This is a genomic window from Nocardia sp. NPDC052112, from assembly GCF_040680135.1.
Lineage (GTDB): Bacteria > Actinomycetota > Actinomycetes > Mycobacteriales > Mycobacteriaceae > Nocardia.
Map to the genome: position 1 here is coordinate 185,281 of NZ_JBFAWD010000001.1, position 23,492 is coordinate 208,772.

A 23,492-nucleotide genomic window follows, 5' to 3' on the forward strand; every position below is an offset into this window, starting at 1 on the left:
TTGCTGTCCTGGACGGCGTGCGCCTATTTCAAGACGACCGGTCGTATCGGTAGGTATTGCGAGGAAGAGAGATGAATATGGTCAAGACGGTCATCGTGACCGGGTCCTCCAGTGGGATCGGGCGCGATATCGCTCGGGCCTTCGTCGAGCGCGGCGACAATGTCGTGCTCAACGGGCGCGATGCGGACAAGCTTGCGGCGGTGGCGGATGCGTTGGACGCGCCAGCACAGGTGGCGGCATTCGCGGGTGATATCGGCGCGCCGACAACGGGTTCCGAGCTGGTACGGCTTGCGGTGGCGCGGTTCGGCCGAGTGGATGTGCTGGTGAACAATGCCGGGATCTTCGGCGCCAAGGCGTTCGTCGATGTCACCGAGGCGGAGCTGGACGGCTACCTGAACGGCAACCTGAAGGGGACCTACTTCACCACACAGGCGGTGGTGCGCCAACTGCAAGCGCAGAAAAGCGGTGGCAGCATTGTGAATATCGGGACGGTGCTGATCAGCCATGCGCTCGCGGGGCTGCCCGCATCGGCGGCGCTGGTCAGCAAGGGTGGGGTGCACGCGTTGACAACCAGTCTGGCCGCGGAACTCGCCGCGGACAGCATCCGGGTCAATGCCGTCGCACCCGGCATCATTCGCACACCGCTGTTCGGTGACGGCGACGAAAGCGCCTCGGGCCGACTGGCTTTGCTCAACCGGATCGGTGAAGTGAGCGAAACCACCGCGGCGGTGCTGTATCTCGCGGACGCCGCCTTCACCACCGGCCACATCTTCCCCGTCGACGGCGGATTCATCTCGGGAAGGGCCGCATAATGCCTTACGTCAATATCAAAGTCACGAACGAGGGTGTGACGCGCGAGCAGAAGACCCGACTGATCAAGGGCGTATCCGACCTGCTGCGCGACGTCCTCGGTAAAGATCCGACGACAACCTTCGTCGTGATCGACGAGGTCGAGCTGACCGATTGGGGTATCGGCGGGATGAACGTCGAGGACTGGCGCAAGCAGCAGGCGCAGGTCGCACCGCCGGTGTGAGCGTCCACGCCTGTCGGGACTTGCTCGGGACTCGGGCAAGCCCTGGCCGTTGAATCACGCTCCGCGCCGACAATGCGTCCTCTCGATGCCCGAGCCCGATCGAGTACGCGAGAAACGCGACCGAACGCCGAATCGCACCGGCCCGAAGGGAAATCCCTTGGCAGCCGGTGCGATTCGAGATTACTGCTAAACGCGCAGCGCGTGCGGTTCGATCGCGCCGCGCACCAGCGCCCGCGCATCTATCGTCTCGGCGCGGTAGGGCAGCGTGCCCAGCCGATCGGTCATCGCCGGCACCGGGTCATCGATTCGCTCGTTCAACCCGAACAGGAATGTCCATTCGTGCTCATCGCTGCCGTACTGCACCACGGTGTCGAACTGCTCGTGGAAGCGTTTCCAGGAACGCTTCAGCGTCTCGTTGCGCCACATCGTCGCGCATCCGGCCTGTGCGCTGAGCACGCCGCCGGGTGCCAGCAGCGCCCGACATCGTGACAGGAACTCCGACTCGTAGAGACGGTTGTGCTGCGCGTCCTCGACTCGCTCATCGGGCAGATCGATGACGATCACGTCGTAGCGGGTACCCGCCTCGGACGCGTTGGCCAGGAAATCCCAGCCGTCGGCGTAGTGCACCTTGACCGGGCCCTCGCCCTGGACCGCGGCGGCCAGCTCGTCGCTGGTGTAGCCGTAGGGCAGGTGCTCGGCGCACAACTCGACCTCGCGCTGGTCGATATCGACGTGATCCACCAGCGTCGCGCCCGCGGCGACCGACATCTGGCTGGCGACCCCCTCACCCGAACCGATGATGAGGACCTTGTCCAGCTTCGCGGCCAGCGCGAAGGCGGGGACCATCATCGCCTCGTGATAGGTGAGCTGGGAGAACTCCGTGGACTGGCGGTCGTCGTCGGAGAACAGGCTGATGCCTTGTTCGGTGCGCGCGATGACCATGTGCTGGAACGGAGTATGAGTGTCGACGATGATCTCGTGCAGTTCCCAGATGCGGGTCAGGCCATTGCCGACCGGCTCCTCGATCCTGGTCGACCCGTGCCCGCGCTGGATGACCTGCATGCGAACATCCTTGGGGGACAGCTTATCTCGCAGAAGCTCGACGGCCTTCGACGCGCCGGCGCCGATACTTCCGCAGGTGAATACGTCGACAAAGATGTCGCCGGACTCCGGATAAGTGTGAATCGAGGCGTGGGACTCCGACAACAGCGCGAGGACGGTCACCCCCTGCGGATCGAACTTCTTGTGTACGACATCGCAGATGGTGACGCCCGCGGCGATCAGAGACTCACGCAACGCCGATTCGAGTCGTTCGCGATCGTCGCAGAGATCTGCGTCGACACCACCGAACTCGGCCAGCACATGCCAGCCGGTGAATTCCGCCGTCATAGGCAAACTCACTCTCGCTCAGCGCCCGAGACATGAACGGTCAAGGGCGGAAAACCATTGAAGGACACCGACGAATAGCTCGCGGTATAGGCACCGGTATCGAGGATCTGGATGCGATCACCGGCTCGCAACGAGGTCGGAAGAAGGACCTTCGTGCGTTGATACAGTACATCGTCGCCATCACAGGTCGGTCCGGCCACCACCGCCTCGTCCACGGGATCTCCGTCACGTTCGGTGACGAAGCGGTATGCGATGTACTCGTTCTCGGTCTCGGCCATTCCGTTGTAGCGGCCGATGTCGAGATACACCCAGCGCCGTCCGTCCGGCGCGATGCGCACGCCGATGACCTCGGCGTGGATGGTGCCCGCCGAACCCACGAGCGCGCGGCCGGGCTCGACGACGAGTCCGGCGGTCTCGGGCAGGTATTCGGCGGTGGCGGCCGCGATGACGGCGCCGACATCGTCGAGCGCGGGTGCCGCCTCGACGTACGAAATGGGCAGTCCGCCACCGATATTGACCGACCGCACCCGAATATCTTTGTCTGCCAGCCCGGCCACGATGCGGGCGGCCTGTTCGATACCGATGCGCCAGGCCCGCGGGTCGGTCTGCTGGGATCCGACGTGGAAATACGGACCACCGACGATCAGTCCGAGATCGCGGGCGCGGATCAGCAGGCGCAGCGCCTCGGTGGGAGAGCAGCCGAATTTGGTGCCGAAGGGCGTCGTCGACTGTGGCGCCGAGGACAGGAACCGGCACTCGACCTCCGCGCCCGGCGCGTACTCGGCGATGCGCAGCAGATCGTCCTCGGTGTCGAAGGCATAGCGGTGCACACCCGCGGCGTAGGCGATCGCGATGTGGGCGGCCTTCTTGATCGGGTTCCCGTAGCACATGCGGGTCGGGTCGACGCCCTCGTGCAGGCACAGTTCGATCTCACCGACACTGGCGACATCGAACTCCGCCCCGTGGTCGTCGAGCAGACGGATGAGTTCCGGCACCGGACTCGCCTTGACCGCGAAGCGAATTCGGGCTCCGGGTACCGCGGTCTGGAGTGCGCGGTAATTCTCGCGCACCCGCTCTGGGTGGATGACCAGATAGGGCGATTCGGGCAGGTTTGAACCGGTCAATCTAAGGGAACTCTCCGTCGTTTGGGGGTCGGCCGTCGTTCGGGCACCGCGCGAGAGAGTATCAGCGCGATGCCCCCGGTAACCAACTCGTTGACGACACCTTGATCATGATCACCCTGCGACTACCGTGACCTCGTCGAATACGACCTCGCCCGCGGCGTCCGACTCGGCGAGATCGACCACCGCCGCCAGTGCCCAACCGTGGTCCCCGGCGGGGTCGTCTAGCACCTGACGCACCTGCCAGAAACCGGGGCGCTGTGCCACCTGGAACAGTTGCGGACCGCGAGCGTCCGGGCCGGTGCCGATGCTCTGGTACTCGTCGAAGTAGGGGACCAGCTCCGCCGCCCAGTCCGGCCCGGTGCCGAGTTCTGCGAGGGCCTCCCAGCGACGCAGCGCGGCGAGTTCGACGCGACGGAACATGGCATTGCGGACCATCACCTTGAACGCGCGTTCGTTGGCCGAGATCGGACGCACCGATTCCGCGCCGAAAGCGAGCTGATCGGCATCGGTCTCCGCGCCCGGGTTGGTGAGTTGCTCCCATTCGTCGAGCAGGCTCGAATCCACTTGGCGCACAAGTTCGCCCAGCCATTCGGTCATATCGTCGAGATCTTCGGTGCGCGCGGATTCCGGGACGGTGCGCCGCAGCGCACGATAGGCGTCGGCGAGATAACGCAGGACAACACCCTCGGAGCGGGCGAGTTCGTAGTGCGAAATCAGCTCGGCGAAGGTCATCGAGCGTTCGATCATGTCGCGGACGACCGATTTGGGAGACGGGGCGAATTCCGACATCCAGGGGTGGCCGGCGCGGTAGGTCTCGAAGGCGGGTTCGATCAGCTCGGCCAGGGGTTTGGGCCAGGTGACCTCCTCCAGCAGTTCCATGCGTTCGTCGTATTCGATGCCGTCGGCCTTCATCTCGTTGATCGCCTGGCCGCGGGCCTTGTGCTGCTGGGCCATGAGCAGCTGGCGCGGATCCTCGAGTGTCGATTCGATGAGGGAGATGACGTCGAGGGTGTAGCCGGGCGCGTCCTTGTCGAGCAGCTCGAGTGCGGCGAGAGCGAAGGGGGACAGCGGCTGGTCGAGGGCGAAATCGCGCTGCAGGTCGACGGTGAGTCTGGCGCGGCGACCCTGTGCGTCGGGTTCCGGAAGTTGTTGCACCACACCGGCATCGCGCAGGGCGCGATACAGGCGGATGGCGCGCAGGATGTGGCGGCGTTGTGCGGGGCGGGGCTCGTGGTTGTCCTCGAGCAGATGGCGCATGGCGTCGAAGCAATTGCCAGGGCGGGCGATCACGTTGAGCAGCATCGAGTTCGTCACATTGAAGCGCGACACCATCGGTTCCGGATTGGCGACGACGAGCCGATCGAAGGTCTCCTCGCTCCAGGAGACGAAGCCCTCCGGCGGTTTGCGGCGCACCACCTTGCGCTGCTTCTTCGGATCATCGCCAGCCTTGGCCAGCAGCCGGGTGTTCTCCACCTCGTGGTCGGGAGCCTGCACGACGACGGTGCCCATGGTGTCGTAGCCCGCCCGGCCCGCGCGGCCCGCGATCTGATGGAATTCGCGGGCCTTGAGCCTGCGGGTGCGCACACCGTCGAATTTGGTGAGGCCGGTCAGCAGTACCGTGCGGATCGGCACGTTGATGCCGACACCGAGGGTGTCGGTGCCGCACACCACCTTCAGCAGACCGTCCTGGGCCAGACGCTCCACCAGGCGGCGGTACTTGGGCAGCATGCCCGCGTGATGTACGCCGATACCGTGGCGGATCAGCCGCGACAGGGTCTTGCCGAAGCCGGAGGAGAAGCGGAAATCGCCCAGTGCCGCTGCGATGGCATCCTTTTCGGCACGGGTGGCGAAGTTGACGCTGGTCAGCGCCTGGGCGCGTTCCAAGGCCGCGGCCTGGGTGAAATGCACGACGTACACCGGTGACTGATTGGTCGTGACCAGATCTTCCAGCGTTTCGGTGATGGGCGTGCGGGCGTAGGAAAAACTCAGCGGGACAGGACGTTCGGTGCCCGCGACGATGGCGGTCGGATGGCCGGTGCGGCGTTCCAGATCGGCGGCGAAGAAGTCGACCTCGCCGAGCGTGGCCGACATGAGCAGGAATTGGGCGCGCGGAAGTTCGAGCAGCGGCACCTGCCAGGCCCAGCCGCGATCCGGATCGGCGTAGAAATGGAATTCGTCCATCACGACCTGGCCGACATCGGCGGCCGCGCCCTCGCGCAGTGCCATATTCGCCAGGATCTCGGCGGTGGCACAGATGATCGGCGCCTCCGGATTCACCGCCGCGTCACCGGTTACCATGCCGACCCGGTCCGCGCCGAAGACGTCGCACAGGGCGAAGAACTTCTCGCTGACCAGGGCTTTGATCGGTGCGGTGTAGTAGGTGCGCAGGCCACGAGTCAGCGCGAACAGGTGCGCGCCAACCGCGACCAGGGATTTTCCGGACCCGGTGGGGGTGGCCAGGATGACATTGGACCCGGACGCCAATTCCAGCAGCGCCTCATCCTGCGCCGGATACAGTGGGGTGCCCTGCTCGGCCGCCCACGCCCCGAACGATTCGTAGAGCGCGTCGGCGTCGGTTCCCGGTATCTCGAGCAGTTCGGTCAGATCCACTCCGACCACCCTACGGGCAGCCGTCTACGGCGCCGTCAGGGTGATCGGGTCAGTTTGACTGTTCGCCCTCGCCGCCGTCGTAGCCACCCTGCTCGGCCAGGAAGCGCTCGAATTCGGCGCCCAATTCGTCGCCGCTGGGCAGTTCACCGTCACCGACCAGCAAGCTCGACTGGCGCTCCTGGGAGGTGACGAAGCTGTCGTATTGGCGCTCGAGCGCGTGCACCACCGTCTCGACCTCGGAATTGCCCGCGATGTGCTCGTTGACCTGTTCGCGCACCCGCGCGGCGGCCTCACCGAGCGCGGCCAGCGGGAATTCCAGGCCGGCGTTGTCGGCGACGTGCTCGAGCAGGGTCTGCGCTGCCTCCGGGTAAGCGGTCTGCGCGAGGTAATGCGGCACGTGCACCGAGAAGCCGACCGATTCGTGGCCGTGCTGGGCCATCCGGTACTCCAGCAGCGAGGACGCGCTGCCTGGGACCTGTAGTTCGCCGGGCCAGCGCTGATGGTCGGCGATGAGGTCGCGGTCGGAGGAGTGCGCGGTGATGCCGAGCGGGCGGGTATGCGGGATTGCCATCGGGATGGCACTCAGTCCGATGCTGCGTCGCACGCCGAGCTGTTCGGCGAGCAGCCGCACCGCGGTGGTGAATTTCTCCCAGCGCAGATCCGGTTCCAGGCCCGACAACAGCAGGAACGGGGTTCCCGACGTGTCGCGCAGCGCCCAGAGGTTCAACTCGGGTTCGGCGTAATCGGAGAAGTGATCGGTTTTGAACGTCATCAGCGGACGACGCGAGCGATAGTCCAGCAACTCGTCGACATCGAACGAGGCGACCAGCTCGCTCTCGAGGCTCTCGCGCAGGTGCGTCGTGGCCAGCCGCACCGCATGCCCGGCATCGGTGAAGCCCTCCAGTCCGTGTACCAGGACCGGACCCAAGCCATCGTCGTTCGACAGCTGCGGAGCTGGGAACTCCAACTCGTACATTCGCGACTCGTGGTCCATCGCGTCTCCTTCCTGCGCGGTTCACCGATGCGAGCTTTCAGGTTCATCGGCCTGTTGGGCAATTCGCGGCGGTCAACCACTGTCCATTGTCCCCCATGACCCCGACACACGTTTGCCATGGGCGACACCGACCCACAAGAGAGGGCAACATCGGTGGTGCCCCGCACATTCCCGACCCGGTCACCAGTGGCGATCACGTGCGGCTCACTCGGAGAATCGGCGTGGCGGCGCGGGCGGGCACGCGGAGTTTGGCACAGTGGTGCGGTGACTGTGCCGAATTCGACGCGCAGGGGGCCACGCGGATTCGGGGTATCGGGTTGGGTGCCCCTCGCCGCGGGAGCAGTTCTGCTCATCGGCTGCTCGTCGACGGTGACCGGACATCCAGCGGCCTCCGCACCGAATACCGGGACCCAGCAGGTGGCGGCACAGCTTTCGACGCTGATGCCCGATGCCGCGCAGTTCCCGGCCGAGTACGAGGCCGTCGTGCTGCCACCGGAGGCGGCCGCGCAGGCGGCGGGAGATCTGACCGGGGTCGGGCGCGGTGCGACAGTGCAGCCCGATGGATGTGTCCCGCCCGCTCAGCAATTCGGTTCGAATCAGACGGCCGTCGCGGTGGGTACCGACAACCGGACACGCGCCACGATGACCGTGGAATTGACCAGGACCGGGCAGCCGCTGTCGGCCTTGCGTGAGCAGTTGAAACGGTGTCAGCAGGTGCACGTGAGCAAGGCGGGAGCGACAACGACGGTGACCACCGAACTGCAAACGCCGCCTCCGATCGATGTCGACGACACACTCGCACTGCGCCGTACGGTGGTGCCGCAGGTAAGCACGGCCGGGTTGACGCAGTCGATGCAGACGCTGACCGGGCAGGTCGCCGATGTGCGAATCACGGTGACGTACATGACATTCGGCGATGCGAAGCCGGATACGACGGCGTTGAACGAACTGTTCACGACGGCGGTGCGGAGGGTCGAAAAGGGGTGAATACCATCGGTTCCGCCGATCGGCGGCGGGAGCTCACGGCCGGACAGTAGCAGGTCGCACCGACACAGCTGCCGCCGCTTCCGCATTCGGTTCCCGATTCGTCCACAGTCCCAATGTTTTCCACAGGACAATTCGGTCCCGAGATATCCCCAGGTCAGCGTACGGAGCGTCGTGGTGGGGGCGCGCATCCTCGACGCATGACGACTTCCACGAACCCCGCTTCCGCCCTCGGAGATCCTGGTGATGGCGCATCGCCCCGGACCGGTTTCTGCCCGAGCCCCACCGTTCACCTCCGCAAGTCCGCCCGCCCAGCGCGTGTCGGCGACTCGGATCGGCGTGATGTCGAGTATTCGAGTGACGCCGCGGATACCGGCGGCGCGGTGCGAATCGACGGCGACAGCGTCGAGGCGTATGCGTATCGAACGTGGCCTACGGACAAGGTTGCTGCCCGAATAGATTCGGAGTCCTTCTTCGACCCCGACGTCGACGACGAATCGTCGCAGTGCACACGAGGTTTCGGGACAGCGCCGCGCCCGGGAATCTGTGCCGAACCGCCCCCGGAATTCGGGGATCGGCTTTCGGGAGAAGCACTGCATGTCGATGATCCTGGTGAATTGATAGTCGCGGTGCCCGCCATGGTCGGATTTGTGCCGGAGCGGTCGTTGGTGGTGGCTGTGCTGCGTGGCACGACCGATGCGGAGCAGAGTCCGATCATCGATGCGGTGGTGCGGTTCGATTTGGATCAGGAGGGTGGGAGTCGCCGCGGGCTCGCGGCGGCGTACGCGGAGTGTGTTTCGCATATCTGTGCGGCGGAGGGGGCGACAGAAGTACTTGCGGTAATCGTCGACGATCGAGTGCGCGAACCGCGGCGCACACGCCGAAACGGTACGGGGACCCCGGGACCGTGGGGCGCGCTCATAGCGGCATTCGCGCGGCGGCTGGCGCGGGCCGAGGTGTACCTCGAGGGTGCCTGGGTGGTGCGCGCCATCGAGGCGGAGCAGCCGTGGTGGAGCATGCTCGATACGAATCACCGTGGGAAGCTGCCGGATCCGGCGACATCGATGGTGACGGTGGCGCATGTGCTCGAGGGGCGGCCGATTCGTGGTACCCGTTCGGAGCTGACCGATCTGGTCGCATCGGATGTGGAACTGGCGAAGCAGGTCGCGGGGTATCTCGACAGTGCCCGCGAACTCGCGCACGAGCGGTACGCGGCGGCCGTCCGGCGCGGTGATCCTGATGGATATCATCGATGGGCACTTGAACATGTGCTGTGGCAGATCGCCAATATCGAATCCGGTATGGCCCTCACCGCCAGGGAATACGCGGAACTGGCCGCAGTGCTGCGTGATCGGACGGTGCGTGACGCGCTGTTCGGGCTGGCCGTCGGAGATCACGCCGCCCCTGCGGAGACTCTGTGGGTAGCACTGACACAGGCACTGTCGGGCAGCGACCGTGCCGATGCCGCAACACTTCTCGGCTATGGCGCCTACATCCGCGGTGACGGGCCGCTCGCCGGCGTCGCGCTGCAAGCTGCCTTGGCAGCGGACCCCGCTCATTCCATGGCGAGTCTGCTCGAGATCTCCCTGCGCACCGGGATGCGCCCGGATACGCTGCGCCGCCTTGCCTACTGTGGGCTGGGCATCGCCGCGGACCTCGGCATAGACCTTGGGCCAGTTGTCCGGTGAGCCTGTTCGCGTTCTCGGGTGGTCACGGATGAGTCGGCGCTTAACATGGTGGATGTGGCATGGGCCGCACCACCATGTGACCGCACTCGATGGCGGGAAACCGGCCTATTTGGCGCTGTGCGCCAGCGGACCGAGGTCGCGCAGGAATTCCCATGCATCGGCGACGATTTCGTCGAGGTTATTGTGCTTGGGCTGCCAGCCGAGGTCGGTGATGGCGCGATCGCTGGACGCGATCAAGGTGGCCGGGTCGCCGGCGCGGCGCGGCGCGTCCTGTGCGGCGATGGGCAGTCCGGTCACGCGCTCGCAGGCCGAAATCACCTCGCGGACCGAGAAACCGGTGCCGCTGCCGAGATTGAAGACGCGATGGATGCCGGATTCCGCGGAGCTCAGGGCCAGCAGATGAGCATCGGCGAGGTCGCGGATGTGGATGTAATCGCGGACCGCGGTGCCGTCGGGTGTGGGCCAGTCGGTGCCGAAGACCGAAATCGCCTTGCGATGACCGAGGGCGACCTGGAGAACGAGGGGGATGAGATGGGTTTCCACCACCCGGTTTTCGCCGAGACCGCCGTAGGCGCCCGCGACGTTGAAGTAGCGCAGGCTGGCCGCGGCCAAACCGTGTGCGATCGAGTAGGAGGTGATGGCATGGTCGATGGCCAACTTGGAGGCACCGTATGGGTTGGTCGGCCGGGTCGGCGCGTCCTCGGTGATCGGCACCCGTTCGGGTTCGCCGTACACGGCCGCGGTGGAGGAGAAGACCAGCCGCGGCGTTTCGGTGCGGCGCATCGCCTCGAGCAGTTCGAGCGTCTTCACCACATTGCCGTGCCAGTACTTCTCCGGCTGCTGCACCGACTCACCGACCAGCGACTGCGCCGCGAAATGCAGGACACCATCGAAGGATTCGGCCTCGAGCAGTGCCGGTGCGGCGACCGCGACATCACCCTCGACGAACCGCGCCTCGGTGGGCACGCCCTCGGCATTGCCGGTCGACAGATCGTCGACCACCACGACCTCGTGCCCCGATTCGAGCAGAACCTGTGCGCAGACCCCACCGACATAGCCCGCGCCGCCCGTGACCAGAAGTTTCACGCCTCAGACCAACTTCACCTGGACAGCGTGGGCCATTTCGTCCGAGAGCTCGAAACCGGCGTGGCCGGGCACGGTGATGACCACCGAACCGGGCTTGGTCTCGACCGTCACGCGGGCGTCGGGCACCACGCCCGCCTCCCGCAACTGGCCGATGACCTCGGGATCGGTCTGAATATGCTCGGCGAGGCGACGCACCACGACCGCGTGCACCTGACCGTGCGGCAGATCCGACAACCGCACCAGCGTCTCTTCGGCGGCGTTCGGCGGGGCGATGCCCAACTCGTCCAGGCCCGGAATCGGGTTGCCGTAGGGGGAGGTGGTCGGGTTGTTGAGCACCTCGACCAGCCGCCGCTCGACATCGTCGCTCATGACATGTTCCCAGCGGCACGCCTCGGCGTGCACGTTCTGCCAATCGAGCCCGATAATGTCCACCAGCAGCCGCTCGGCGAGGCGATGCTTGCGCATGACGGCCACCGCCATGCTGCGGCCCTTCTCGGTCAGTTCGAGATGGCGGTCACCGGCGACCAGCAGCAGACCATCGCGTTCCATCCGCGCGACGGTCTGGCTCACTGTCGGGCCGCTCTGCTCGAGGCGCTCGGCGATACGCGCACGCAGGGGCACTACGCCCTCTTCCTCGAGGTCGTAGATGGTACGGAGGTACATCTCCGTGGTGTCGACCAGATCCTTCACCTGTTACCCCTTCGTCGGCACGAATTCTACCCACGCACGTCGGCACCCCCGCGTGCCGCGTGGTTTCGCGCTACACCCGTGACTGCGCTGTGGGAATTCTGTCGGCGCACGGCCTGTCACCGTATTCGCTCTCGCTTGTATTTCTACTGCATACGAACGCCCAACGGGGCTGTTACCTTCCCGCGTAGCGTTGCGAGCATGGCCACTGCACCGCACGGCGAACAGTCCACGCCGCTCGACGAAGGTGATCTCGAGGCGGGATCCGCGACCGTTGTCTGGACCGACCGCTTCCTCGACTATGCATGGACCCCGGAGCACCCCATGAAACCGGCGCGCCTGAAGTTCACCATGGCCCTGGCGGAAAGTCTCGGATTACTAGACGGTGTCGAGCGATTGGTGCCCGAGCAGGCCGAAGTGTCTGATTTGCTACGCATCCACACCGCCGACTATATCGAGGCCGTTGAACATGCCACAGCGCCCGCGGGTGCGCCGCTCGCACCGCCGTACGGCCTCGGCTCACCGGACAATCCGGTCTTCCCGCGGATGCATCAGGCGGCCTCCGTGATCGTCGGCGGCACCTTGACCGCCGCACGCGAGATCGCTCGGGGACGGACCAGGCGTGCGGTGAGCATCGGCGGCGGCATGCACCACGCGATGCCGGATTCGGCGGCCGGATTCTGTATCTACAACGATGCGGCCGTGGCCATCTCCTGGCTGCTGGACAACGGATTCGATCGGATCGCCTACATTGATGTCGACGTGCATCACGGTGACGGTGTGCAGCGCGCCTTCTACGGTGATCCCCGGGTACTGACGTTTTCGATTCATCAGCATCCGGCCACTCTGTGGCCCAATACCGGGTGGCCGGAGGAGATCGGTCACGGCGCCGCCGAGGGCACCGCGATCAATCTGGCGGTCTTGCCGGGCACCCGGGATCCCCAGTGGCTGCGTGGCTTTCACGCGATCGTGCCCGGTGCGCTGGCGGCCTTCCGGCCGCAGATCGTGGTCAGCCAATGCGGTGTCGACACCCATCGCGAGGACCCACTGGCCGATATGGAACTGACCGTCGACGGTCAGCGCGCGGCCTTCATCGCCATGCGAGATCTGGCCGACGAATACGCCGAAGGTCGTTGGCTCGCCGTCGGTGGCGGTGGCTACGGCCTGGTGCGCGTGGTGCCGCGCGCGTGGACGCATCTGTTGGCGACCGCGCTGGACCGTACCATCGCACCGGAAACCGCGGTGCCGCAAGACTGGATCGATATGATCCGCTCCGCGGCACCGACCGTCGACCCGCCCCACTCCATGGGAGACGGTGGTGACACCGCCTACCACCCATGGGATGGTCCCGGCGGCACCGGGGAGACCGGTGACGCGCGGACCGACCGTGCGCAACGCGCTATCGATACGGCCGTTTTGGCTACGCGCCGAGCCACCTTCGGGCTGCTCGGCCTGGATCCAGAGGACCCCCGTGACTGAGAACCCGCCTGTTCCGGACTCTCCGAGCACGCCAGCGGTGCCACCGCCGCCGCCGCAGCACTGGTTCGCCGATGTGCTCGCCTCCGACGGCGGCGTGGTGCGGCTGCGCCCGATCACGCCCGATGATGCCGAGCGGCTGCAGCAGTTTCACACGGCACTGTCGGATCGCTCCCGATATCTGCGCTACTTCGGTCCGTACCCGCGCATTTCGCCCAAGGATCTCTACCGCTCCACGCACGTCGACCATCACGATCGGGTCGGTCTGCTGCTGGTACTCGGTGAGGCGATCATCGCGGTCGGCCGCTACGAACTGCTGACCGACCGCTCCGGACCGCGCGCCGCCGAGGTCGCGTTCGTGGTGGCCGACGAACATCAGGGACGCGGACTCGGGTCGATCCTGCTCGAACATTTGGCGGGTGCGGCCGCCGAGAACAAGATCGAGACGTTCGTCGCGGAGGTGCTCGCCGAGAACACGGTGATGGTCACCGTATTCCGTGACGCGGGCTATCAGGTGGAGCGGGCCAGAGACGGTTCGGTGCTGCATCTGGAATTCGCTATCGATCCCACCGAAGCGCTGCTCTCGGTGCGGGATTCGCGTGAGCGCGCCTCGGAGGCGCGCAGTGTCGGCAATCTGCTCGCACCGCGTTCGGTCGCGGTGATCGGTGCCACCATGGGCCCGGCCCGGGTCGGCGGAGTGATCTTGGCCAATCTGCTGTCCGGGGTTTTCCAGGGGCCGGTGTTCCCGGTCAACCCGAATCGGCGTTCGGTGCGCGGGGTGCGCGCCTACCCGACCGTGCGCGATATTCCCGATGAGGTGGATCTCGCGGTGGTCGCCGTGCCGCCGGAGGCGATCAGTTCGGTGCTGGACGACTGTATGGCCAAGGGTGTCAAGGGATTGGTCGTACTGACCGCGGGCTTCGGGGAGACCGGCGCAGGCGGTGTCGTCGCCGAACACGAGTTGGTCGCCGCGGCCCGCGGACACGGGATGCGCGTGGTCGGACCGAGTGCGCTCGGCATCGCCAATACCGATGCCGCGGTGTCGTTGAATGCGACCCTCGCCTCGGTGCTGCCAGGGCGCGGGCGTATCGGATTCTTCTGTCAGTCCGGGCCGTTGGGTGCGGCCATCCTCGGTGAGGCCGCCGCGCGCAACCTCGGTTTGTCGACCTTCGTCTCGGCGGGCAATCGCGCCGATGTGTCGGGCAACGACCTGCTGCAATACTGGGATACCGACTCCGCCACCGATGTGATCTTGCTATATCTGGAAAGCTTCGGTAATCCGCGCAAATTCTCCCGTATCGCGCGTCGGGTCGCACGCAGTAAACCGATCGTCGCGGTGAGCAGCGGGCGATTGGCCGCGCGGGCCCAGCCGACCGGCGATATAGACCGATCCATCGTGCGGGACCTGTTCGCGCAATCGGGAATCGTTCAGGTCGACTCGATTTCGGAGCTGTTCGACTGTGCGGCGCTGCTGGGCTATCAGCCGCTGCCCGCGGGGCCACGGGTCGCCGTGATCGGCAATAGTGCGGCGTTGAACTGGCTGGCTGTCGATGCCGCACGCGGCGAGGGGCTCGAGGTCCGGCGGCCTGCCACGGTGCCCTACGACGGCGTGCGGCGCCCGCGCCCGACCGAGCGCGTGGTGGACGCGGAGTCGCTCGGCGATCCGGTGAGTCTGGGACCGGACGCGACGCCGGGCGCCTATCTGGATGCGGTGGTCGCCGCGTTGCGCTCGGATGAGATCGATGCGGTGATTGTGGTTTTCGCGCCACCGGTGCCACTGCCGATGGCCGGATTCGCCGAATCCATTCGCGAGGCCGCGGCGGCCGTGCCCGATGCGGGTAAACCCATTCTCACCACTTTCGTTGCCGATCAAGGGATTCCGAACTTGCTGGCGGTGCGCGGTCCGAGCGGTACGGCGGCGCATGGCTCGATACCGTCCTATCCGGATCCGGAACGCGCCGCGCGGGCGCTGGCCAGGGCGCACCGGTATGCGCAGTGGCGCACGAAACCGGTGTCGACGGTGATCCGTCCGGCGGGTATTGATGCGGACCGCGCCAAGCGGCTCGTCGCCGGATTGATGCGCGAATCCGACGGGCGCTGGCTCACCGATCTGGAAGCCGTGGATCTGTTGGAGTGCTATGGCATTCGCGTCGTCGAATTCCGCGAGGTACGCAACGCCGACGAGGCGGCAGCGGCGGCCGAGGAACTCGGCTATCCGGTGGCGGCCAAGGCGACCGGCGAGATGTGGCGGCGCCGACCGGATCTCAGCGGTGTGCGACTGGACCTGTGGCGTCCGGAGGCGGTGCGCCAGGCCTATTCGCATCTGGTGGAACTGTGTGGGGATCCCGCCGTGCACATCCAGAAGATGGCCACCCCCGGTGTCGGCTGTGTGCTGCGGGTGCAGGATGATCCGTCCTTCGGCTCGGTCATCGGATTCGGCCTCTCCGGGATGATCATCGAACTCCTCGGTGACCGCGCCTACCGCGCCCTCCCGCTCACCGCCGATGAAGCGACCGCCCTCATCGACGCCCCTCGCGCCGCCCCGCTCCTCTCCGGCACTCCCGCCAGCCCCCGCGTCGACAAACCAGCCCTGGTGGAACTCGCCCAACGCGTCTCGGCCCTGTTCGACGACCTCCCCGAAATCCGCGAACTCTCCTTCGACCCCGTCCTCGCCTCCGCCAACGCCGCCGCAATTCTCTACGCCCGAGCCCGCTTCGGCCCTCAACCCAGTCGCTTCGACACCGGCCCCCGCCGCCTCGGCTGAGTCCTCACAGCCCACCGCCACTCCAGATCACGCAAGCCGTCGGCCGCCCAACACAGCAATCTGCCGCACCGGAGAACGTCGCGGTCGATGACTGATTCGGTGATGAAGGAGGTTCGCCGACCGGCTCGCGCGAACCCGGAGGGGGCGGGACGCGCGGTCACCGGTCGGCGTTTCGTGGTGACCGTTCGGGGGTCACCAAGCCGGACGCCGAACCGGCCTCGGAGTGGTCCGGCGTCATGGGCACGTGCCGGGATCACCGGCACGAGTTATCGCGGGAATCAGCTGGCGTAGGCGCGCAGGCGGTCGGCCCGCTCACCCTTGCGCAGCTTCGACATGACCTCACGCTCTATCTGACGAACACGCTCGCGAGAGAGTCCGAAGAGCTTGCCGATCTGATCGAGGGTGCGCGGCTGGCCGTCGTCCAGCCCGAAGCGCAGGCGGATGACCTGCTGCTCCCGCTCGTCCAGGGTGGCGAGCACGCTACGCACATCGTGGTGCAACAGTCCGGCGATCACGGCGGATTCGGCCGAGGTGGCCTCGGAGTCTTCGATGAAATCGCCCAGCGGTGCCTCTTCGTCATTGCCGACCGGCATATCCAGGCTTACCGGGTCGCGGCTGTGATCCAGCAGATCGGAGATCTTGTCGACCGGAATGCCCGACTCGTTGGCGAGTTCCGCATCGGTGGCCTCGCGACCGAGCTGCTGATGCAGTTCCCGCTTGATCCTGGCCAGCTTGTTGACCTGCTCGACCAGATGCACGGGGAGGCGGATGGTGCGGCTCTGATCGGCCATACCGCGGGTGATGGCCTGGCGGATCCACCAGGTGGCATAGGTGGAGAACTTGAACCCCTTGGCGTAGTCGAACTTCTCCATTGCCCTGATCAGACCGAGGTTGCCCTCCTGGATCAGGTCCAGCAGCGGCATACCGCGGCCCGTGTAGCGCTTGGCGAGGGAGACCACGAGCCGGAGGTTGGCTTCGAGCAGATGCGAGCGTGCGGCCTGGCCCTCGCGGACGACGATGGCCAGATCGCGCTTGCGGGTGGCCGACAGTCGTTTGCCGGTCTCCAGCAGATGCTGCGCATAGAGGCCCGCCTCGATGCGCTTGGCCAGCTCGACCTCGTCGGCTGCCGTGAGCAGTGCAGTACGGCCGATCCCGTTCAGGTACACACGTACCAGGTCGGCGGCAGGGCTCTGGGCGTCGAGGTCCGAATCGCTGGTGCGCACACGAGTGGTGGCGGGGCTTGTCATGACTTGCCTCCTGTCGGTGGTGTCTCACTCCGATCAACGGACCCGACAGGTAGAAAGTTCCCCGCTATTGCTCCGATAAACCGCTCTGAACTGCGGTTTCCGTCACTCGCGTCTGAGAAGTTCCTGAGAACCCCACCCTGTCGGAACAGCCGGTGTGCGAAGCGTCCGGCGGGTTGCGAGCGGTTGCCGCTTCGTTACACAGGTCGCACCAAACCGTGGCGAACCAATCCGGCTACCACGGATAATGCGTCGGCCGCGAACTCCTCGGTGACTTCGCCCGATCCGTCGGCGAGCGCGAGCAGTTCTACCAGCTCTTGCAACGGCAAACCGTCGGCGCGCATTCCCGCGACGAGCGCGATGGTGGACTCGTCCACCTCGTGCTGCCAGCGCGGACCATCGCCACGGTGCAGCCGCGCGACCTGCTGGTTCCAACCGAATTCGCCGTGCAAATAGACCCGTTCCAGCGCGGTCGCGGAATCGACCACGAAACGTGTTGACCAGGCAAGATTTTCGTCGGCGGCGACGCGACGCAACCAGGCCGAGCGTGCGAAATAGGCGGTGGCCTCGGCGCCGAGCGGATCGTCGAAACCGTGTGTCAGGTCCTCGGCGAGCAGTTCGGTCGGACCGTCGACAGCGTGCAGATAGACGAAGCCGAAGCCGATGCCCTCGACATCCGCGGCGGCGAAGGCGTCGAGCCACTGTTCGGCGCGCACCTGTGCGGCCGGATCGCGCGGATCCAAACCCGCGTCACGCAGCCATGTTCCGACATAGAGAGCCGGATCGGCGACATCGCGTTGGACCACCCAGGCATCGACGCCGTGTGCGGGCAGCCACGACGAGACGCGTTGACGCCAGTCCTCGCCGTCCACGTGCACCCACGCGGCCAGCATCGCTGCGGTGCCACCCGGGGCAAGCACGTTGGGGGCCTGCGAGATCACCAATTCGCTTGCGCCGTCGAGAGCAATGCCGGAGTCGCGGTACGTGTGTTCGATGCGGGCGGGGCCGACGACGAACGGCGGATTGGCGACCACCTGGTCGAAGCGGCGACCGGCCACCGGCTCGAACCAGGAACCGGCCAGGAGTTCGATGTCGAGTCCGTTGAGTGCGGCAGTCGCCTCGGCCAGCCACAGGGCGCGCGGGTTCACATCGGTCGCGGACACGCTGGCCGCGTAGGCGGCGGCGTGGACGGCCTGGACGCCGCAGCCGGTGCCGAGGTCCAGGACCGATCCGACGGGGCGAGTCGGTGTGGCGCGCAGCAGCGACAGCGAGGCGTGGCCGACACCGAGCACATGATCCTCGGTCAGGGTGCGCCGGAACATGGAATCGTCGAGGTCGGACAGGATCCAACGGGTGCCTGCGCCCGCGTCGAGCGGGCGCAGGTCGAGGGCCGCGCGGACATCGTCACCGTCGCGGGTGAGCAGCCCCGCGGCCACCGCGCGGTCGATATCCACCGGTGCCAGTGCCGCCGCGACCTCGCGTTCGGGCAGTGCGTCACCGAGCAGCAACAGGCGGATCAGGGTGCCGAGGGCGCCCGCCTGGCGAGCCGCCCGCCGGACCGGTACCGGTTCGGAGCGACCGAGTGCGGCGTGCACGTCGGCGCCGAGCACTTCCAGCAGCGTATCGGCGTCATAGCCGACGCGGATCAGCGCGGACCGCAGATCGGGGCACAGCGCGGTGAGTAGCGATCCGGTGGTCGTCTGGTTGGTAGGCACACCGGTACTCTGCCACCGCGACACGTCAGCAACCGAAATGTGCTCGTCGTGTCACGACGACAGTGCTCGCGATCTCAGACGGCGTTCGGATCGCGGCTGGTGATGCAGTAGGGCGCATCGGCCGGATCGGACATGACGATCCAGCGCTCGTGGCGCTCGACCAGGGTCGCGCCGAGGGACTGGTGCCAGGCGGCGGTGGCATCGATATCGGTGGAGGCGAGGTCGATGTGCGCGCCTGCGGGGCGGTCCTCGCCGAGGCGCTGCAGCAGCAGCTGCACGGGCATCGGCTCTTTCGCGCGCAGCCGGGCGAATTCGGGCAGGCGCCCCTGAGCCAGGTCCCAGTTGGTGAGGGTGGTCCAGAAACGAGTTTCGGCGGCGTGGTCGGTCGGGCCGATATCGAGGCAGACCTGGTCGAGACGGGTGAGAGTGCCGTCCGGAGTCCGCACGGCCGGGGCGGGAGTGCCCTTCGCACGGCCGCTGGGGGTGAAGCAGAAGAGCTGACCGCCCGGTGACCGCAGCACGGCGTAACTCTTGTGGTTGGCGACCAGTTCGGCGTCGAGGTCTAGTGCGATGCGGACCGCGGCGGTGACATCGTCGACGTCGATATCGAGGTGGACCCGGCCGAGTCCGGTCACCGCCTGCATCTTGACTCCCGCATCGGCGAAGAGTGCGGGATCCGGTAGGAGCGTGAGGAATTCGTCGTTCACACCGCGTCGCGGCGAGAGTTGGGTATCGGTGATCGTCGACCAGAATGTCGCGCATTGGTCGAAACGTTGCGTCGGGCGGTCGAGGAAGGCCCAGACCCACCGAATCATGTCTTCTCCTGTTTCCTGCGGGAGTTCCCGCGCCGCCACCGGTGTGCGGTTGTCGCATCTTCCGGTGATTCGGCGGCGCCCGCGCCCGGTTGGCGCGGATGTGTCGCACATCACTGATGGAGAGGGAGTTCCCGTCGCTTGCCCCCGCCACACAGTAGGTGTCGCCCGCGATGGTGTCGAGCCGGTTTCGGATCGGCCGTATTGGCACGATCTTGGCGGTTTATGGCATTCCGGCCACTCGTTCGACGGGCGGAATTCCGGCACGCTCAGCGGGTGACTGAACTGCAGACGCCTCCGGTAGCTGTCGATTCCGTGCCGAGGCGGCTGCATCCCGCCTGGATCGTCGCCGGTGTGGGATTCATCGCGCTGTTGGGCGCGGCGGCGTTCCGGTCGGTACCGAGTGTGCTGCTGGATCCGCTGCACGAGGAGTTCGGCTGGTCGCATGGCACCATCGGGGCCGCGGTCTCGCTGAATCTGCTGTTGTACGGACTGATTTCGCCGTTCGCGGCGGCGCTGATGGACCGATTCGGTATCCGCCGGGTGGTGGCGTGCGCACTGGTGCTCGTCGCGGCGGGTAGCGGGCTTACCGTATTCATGACCCAGCCTTGGCATTTGGTAGCGACGTGGGGGTTGTTGGTCGGGGTCGGTGTCGGATCGATGTCCATGCCGTTCGTGGCGACGATCACCGGCCGCTGGTTCGTGCGTCAGCGCGGTCTGGTGACCGGCGTGCTCACCGCGGCGGGCGCGACCGGGCAGCTGATCTTCCTGCCGCTGGTGTCCGCGGTGGCGCATGCGCACGGTTGGCGGGTGCCCTCGCTGATCGTCGCGGGTGCCGCGCTGGCGGTGGTGCCGCTGGTCCTGCTGTTCATCCGTGACTTCCCCAGTGATGCGGGTGTTTCCGCGTACGGTGCCGAACCGGGCAGCACAGTTGGACTGCGCGTGCCGGCGAGCGGCGGTGCGACCCGCGCGCTGACGGTCTTGGTCACGATCGCGCGCAGTCCCGGGTTCTGGCTGCTCGCAGGCGGATTCGCGATCTGTGGCGCGTCGACCAACGGTCTGGTCGGAACTCATTTCGTCAGTGCCGCACACGATCACGGCATGCCGCCGACCACCGCCGCAGGTCTGCTGGCGCTGGTCGGTATCTTCGATGTGGCGGGCACCATCTGCTCCGGCTGGCTCACCGACCGGGCCGACCCCCGCTACCTGCTGGTCGGCTACTACACGCTGCGCGGGCTTTCGCTGCTGATCCTGCCGTCGCTGTTCGCGCCGGACACGCAGCCGAGCATGTGGGTGTTCATTATCTTCTACGGCCTCGACTGGATCGCCACCGTCCCGCCGACAGTCATGCTCTGCCGCGAACTCTTCGGCGTGGACGGCCCCGTCGCGTTCGGCTGGGTCTTCGCCTCGCACCAGATCGGCTCAGCTATCGCTGCCACCGGTGCCGGCGTCATCCGCGACATCCAGGGCTCCTACAACCTCGCCTGGTACATCGCCGGCGCCCTCTGCGCCTTCGCGGCACTGATGTCCGCCACCATCCGCCGTCACCCCTGAACTCAGGGCCGAGAATGCGCTGATGGCGGAGCGCTCGCGACGTTTACCTCAACTGTCGCCCGGTGATCGCTTGTCCAGCTCGGAATCGTCGTGTCGACGCCCGCGTGGTGGAGGTGGGCGTCAATTCCTGGCCGGACCTGGACCTAGGGCGGGCTGGGCGGAGCGCGTCAGGAGTCGATAGCGCGGTGGGGGCGCGATTCGATGGCGGTGCGGGGGCGGTCCCAGCGGCTGGGTTCGTCCTTGCGGCGCGGCGGGCGGTCGTTGGCGATGAGGACGGCGATCCAGGGCAGCGGGATCGACGCGGCGATGATCAGGATCGAGAGCAGGGCGTTGCTGAAGACGCTGTAGGCGACCGCGGCGAGGATCAGGCAGGGAATGCGGAACGCCATGATGATGGTGTAGCGGCGAACCCTGGCGCGGTGCTGATCCTCCAGCGACGGCGCGGCCTCCGTGATCAGCACCGGGTGCTTTTCGTCATTGCCGGGGAAGTAGCCGGTGGACTTGCGGGGTGGCGTCGGCATCGTCACGTCGGGGCGATCACCGCTGCCGATGTCGTCGGCGTCGGGGGTGTCGCCGTACTGCTGCATACCCTGAGTCTTCCACTGTCGAGGGCGCACCGCACATGGCCTGGTCAGCCGCACGAACACCAACCGTGAGCAGCCGAGCTCGCGGGGATGCGGCATCATGGAATCCGTGAGTACCGACACCCTGGTTCGCCCGGATACGACCACCGACGAGACGACGGGCGACGACACCCCGAAGTTCTTCCACTACGTGAAGAAGGACAAGATCGCCGAGAGCGCCGTCATGGGTACCCATGTGGTCGCGCTGTGCGGTGAGGTCTTCCCGGTGACGCGCTCGCCGAAGCCCGGCTCGCCGGTCTGCCCGGAGTGCAAGAAGGTTTACGACGGCTTGCGCAAGGGCTGAGACCCCGCCCGCGATGACGAACCGCCCGGCGCGCTGAGTCGTGTCCGGGTGCCGTCGGCGTCGATGCCGGCTGTCCGCTCGATCGGCCCCTGAGCCTGCGGTGGGCTCGGGGGCTTGGCTGTGCCTGGATCATCCTGGTCGGTGTCGGAGTCGTCCCCGCTCAACTGACTGGACAACCATTCCTTCACCTGGTCGATGCGGGTGCTGCGGGCGGGCCAGAATTCCTGCACGGCCGCATTGAATTCCGCGCCGAGAATGACGGCGAAGCCAAGGAAGTAGGTGAACAGCAGGAATGCGATCGGCGTCGCGAGCGCGCCATAGCTGACGCCGGTCCTGGTGACCCAGCCGAGGTAGCGGCGCAGCCCCTCGCTGGCGGCCATGAAGAACACGGCAGCGACCAGCGCCCCGCCGAACAAGCGGTGCCACGGCAGCGATCTGTGCAGTGCCAGCTTGTACAGCGTGGTGAGTCCGATGATCAGCAGCAGGCCGACACCCGGGTAGTAGAACGAATCGATCAACCGCAGCCCGGGTTCGCGCCACGCTTCCGGCAGCACCCGTCCGATCAAAGTCGGACCCAGCGCGATGAGCGGCAGCAGGAATACCGCGACCACCAGGAACAGCACATACAGCAGCAAGGCGAAGATGCGCTGCCACACCGGATGCCGGGCATCCTGCTGTCCGTGCGCCTCGACGATCGAATCAACAAAGGTCGACATCGCCGAGGATCCGGCCCACAGCGACATGACGAAGCCCACCGAGACGAAGGCGGCGCGTCCGCGACCGAGCACATCCCTGACGGTCGGCTCGATCAGATCGCTCACCACACTCGGGCTGAACAGGTCCCGGCTGAACGCGATGATCTTCTGCTCGACGATCTGCACGGTGTCGGGTCCGAACCATTCCCCGACGTAACCGAGGCTGCCCAGCACGCCGAGCAGCAGCGGTGCCAGCGACATCGTCTGCCAGAACGCCGCGGCCGCGGATTTGGTGAAAATCGAATCGTTCCACGACTTCACCGTCACCCGCATGACGAGTTTGCCACCCTGTCGCGTGGCATGTGCAACCCGCGTCGCCGCGGTGCGGGCGTAGGTCGACGCGGTGGGTTCCGTGCCGCCTCCGCCACTGTGGATCGGCTGGTCGCCGGTCCCCGGGGTGTTGCGCGGTAGGGCACTTTCGTCGGTCATGATGCCTAACAGCATTGCGCATCCGAGCAGATTGTTCCGGTTTGCCATGGCATCGAGTCGATGGGGAGCAGATGAACACGGCGTGGCGCACGGTTCGGTGTGTGATGCCCGTCGCCCACGCCGCGTCGGTTTGGCGACACGCCATGGGGGACAGCTAGGGTCGTCTTCGTGACTGGGTCGGGTGGCGCCGCTGTGGCGGGAGAAGCGGAAACACCGGGCGA

At 66.5% G+C, this 23,492-nt stretch carries 19 protein-coding genes; 8 read left to right on the forward strand and 11 right to left on the reverse strand.

Annotation, left to right across the window (positions count from 1 at the left end):
• The first annotated feature begins 71 nt into the window (after positions 1–71).
• Together AB0L58_RS00835 and AB0L58_RS00840 are read left to right on the forward strand one after the other, a co-directional pair.
• A complete protein-coding gene (locus AB0L58_RS00835) occupies positions 72–812 on the forward strand; it encodes an SDR family oxidoreductase (protein WP_364378830.1) in 741 nt (246 codons plus the stop codon).
• Entirely contained in the window at positions 812–1,033 is a 222-nt protein-coding gene (locus tag AB0L58_RS00840) for a 4-oxalocrotonate tautomerase family protein (RefSeq protein ID WP_364378833.1), read from the forward strand. The genes AB0L58_RS00835 and AB0L58_RS00840 overlap by 1 nt, the downstream gene beginning before the upstream one ends.
• 186 nt (positions 1,034–1,219) lie before the next feature.
• On the opposite strand, the gene speD is transcribed toward AB0L58_RS00840, so the two are convergent.
• From speD to AB0L58_RS00860, 4 genes are all read right to left on the reverse strand, one after another.
• Positions 1,220–2,422 carry an adenosylmethionine decarboxylase gene (gene speD, locus AB0L58_RS00845; protein WP_364378836.1) on the reverse strand — a complete coding sequence of 401 codons (1,203 nt, stop codon included), beginning with the start codon at positions 2,420–2,422 and terminating at the stop codon, positions 1,220–1,222.
• 8 nt (positions 2,423–2,430) lie between these two features.
• Positions 2,431–3,531: a type III PLP-dependent enzyme gene (locus AB0L58_RS00850; RefSeq protein WP_364380128.1), complete on the reverse strand. Its 1,101-nt coding sequence runs from the start codon at positions 3,529–3,531 to the stop codon at positions 2,431–2,433.
• Positions 3,532–3,657: 126 nt separating this feature from the next.
• Entirely contained in the window at positions 3,658–6,156 is a 2,499-nt protein-coding gene (locus tag AB0L58_RS00855; protein ID WP_364378839.1) for a DUF3516 domain-containing protein, read from the reverse strand.
• Between the two features lie 49 nt (positions 6,157–6,205).
• Positions 6,206–7,150 (reverse strand): PAC2 family protein, encoded by a 945-nt coding sequence (locus AB0L58_RS00860; protein ID WP_364378843.1) that lies wholly within the window; start codon positions 7,148–7,150, stop codon positions 6,206–6,208.
• Between the two features lie 264 nt (positions 7,151–7,414).
• Here AB0L58_RS00860 and AB0L58_RS00865 point away from each other — a divergent pair, with 264 nt between their 5' ends.
• Positions 7,415–8,137: a sensor domain-containing protein gene (locus AB0L58_RS00865; RefSeq protein WP_364378846.1), complete on the forward strand. Its 723-nt coding sequence runs from the start codon at positions 7,415–7,417 to the stop codon at positions 8,135–8,137.
• Positions 8,138–8,334: 197 nt separating this feature from the next.
• Positions 8,335–9,822, forward strand: coding sequence for a DUF4192 domain-containing protein (locus AB0L58_RS00870; RefSeq protein ID WP_364378849.1), 1,488 nt, complete (start codon positions 8,335–8,337; stop codon positions 9,820–9,822).
• A gap of 105 nt (positions 9,823–9,927) precedes the next feature.
• On the opposite strand, the gene galE is transcribed toward AB0L58_RS00870, so the two are convergent.
• Entirely contained in the window at positions 9,928–10,908 is a 981-nt protein-coding gene (gene galE, locus AB0L58_RS00875) for a UDP-glucose 4-epimerase GalE (protein WP_364378852.1), read from the reverse strand.
• A gap of 3 nt (positions 10,909–10,911) precedes the next feature.
• On the reverse strand, positions 10,912–11,598 hold the full coding sequence (locus tag AB0L58_RS00880) for an iron dependent repressor, metal binding and dimerization domain protein (protein WP_364378855.1): 687 nt from the start codon (positions 11,596–11,598) through the stop codon (positions 10,912–10,914).
• 198 nt (positions 11,599–11,796) lie between these two features.
• Between AB0L58_RS00880 and AB0L58_RS00885 the strand changes: the two genes are divergently transcribed.
• Both AB0L58_RS00885 and AB0L58_RS00890 read left to right on the forward strand, forming a co-directional pair.
• The gene (locus AB0L58_RS00885; protein WP_364378858.1) at positions 11,797–13,074 is read left to right on the forward strand and encodes an acetoin utilization protein AcuC; all 1,278 of its coding nucleotides are present in this window, start codon (positions 11,797–11,799) and stop codon (positions 13,072–13,074) included.
• Positions 13,067–15,835, forward strand: a complete 2,769-nt coding sequence (locus AB0L58_RS00890; protein WP_364378861.1) for a GNAT family N-acetyltransferase — start codon at positions 13,067–13,069, stop codon at positions 15,833–15,835. Before AB0L58_RS00885 ends, AB0L58_RS00890 begins: the two co-directional genes overlap by 8 nt.
• Before the next feature lie 278 nt (positions 15,836–16,113).
• On the opposite strand, the gene AB0L58_RS00895 is transcribed toward AB0L58_RS00890, so the two are convergent.
• From AB0L58_RS00895 to AB0L58_RS00905, 3 genes are all read right to left on the reverse strand, one after another.
• Entirely contained in the window at positions 16,114–17,082 is a 969-nt protein-coding gene (locus AB0L58_RS00895; protein ID WP_364378864.1) for a sigma-70 family RNA polymerase sigma factor, read from the reverse strand.
• A 194-nt stretch (positions 17,083–17,276) separates the two neighbouring features.
• Positions 17,277–18,794, reverse strand: a complete 1,518-nt coding sequence (locus tag AB0L58_RS00900) for a methyltransferase (RefSeq protein ID WP_364378867.1) — start codon at positions 18,792–18,794, stop codon at positions 17,277–17,279.
• 74 nt (positions 18,795–18,868) lie between these two features.
• Complete coding sequence (locus AB0L58_RS00905) at positions 18,869–19,609, reverse strand: VOC family protein (protein ID WP_364378870.1); 741 nt, start codon at positions 19,607–19,609, stop codon at positions 18,869–18,871.
• A 273-nt stretch (positions 19,610–19,882) separates the two neighbouring features.
• On the opposite strand from AB0L58_RS00905, the gene AB0L58_RS00910 reads away from it, so the two are divergent.
• Positions 19,883–21,160 carry an MFS transporter gene (locus AB0L58_RS00910; RefSeq protein ID WP_364378873.1) on the forward strand — a complete coding sequence of 426 codons (1,278 nt, stop codon included), beginning with the start codon at positions 19,883–19,885 and terminating at the stop codon, positions 21,158–21,160.
• Positions 21,161–21,327: 167 nt separating this feature from the next.
• On the opposite strand, the gene AB0L58_RS00915 is transcribed toward AB0L58_RS00910, so the two are convergent.
• Positions 21,328–21,681: a DUF3099 domain-containing protein gene (locus AB0L58_RS00915; RefSeq protein WP_364380131.1), complete on the reverse strand. Its 354-nt coding sequence runs from the start codon at positions 21,679–21,681 to the stop codon at positions 21,328–21,330.
• 172 nt (positions 21,682–21,853) lie between these two features.
• Between AB0L58_RS00915 and AB0L58_RS00920 the strand changes: the two genes are divergently transcribed.
• The gene (locus AB0L58_RS00920) at positions 21,854–22,087 is read left to right on the forward strand and encodes a DUF3039 domain-containing protein (RefSeq protein ID WP_364378876.1); all 234 of its coding nucleotides are present in this window, start codon (positions 21,854–21,856) and stop codon (positions 22,085–22,087) included.
• Here AB0L58_RS00920 and AB0L58_RS00925 read toward each other — a convergent pair.
• Complete coding sequence (locus tag AB0L58_RS00925) at positions 22,063–23,115, reverse strand: YihY/virulence factor BrkB family protein (RefSeq protein ID WP_364380134.1); 1,053 nt, start codon at positions 23,113–23,115, stop codon at positions 22,063–22,065. The two genes, AB0L58_RS00920 and AB0L58_RS00925, sit on opposite strands and share 25 nt — an antisense overlap.
• Between the last annotated feature and the right edge of the window lie 377 nt (positions 23,116–23,492).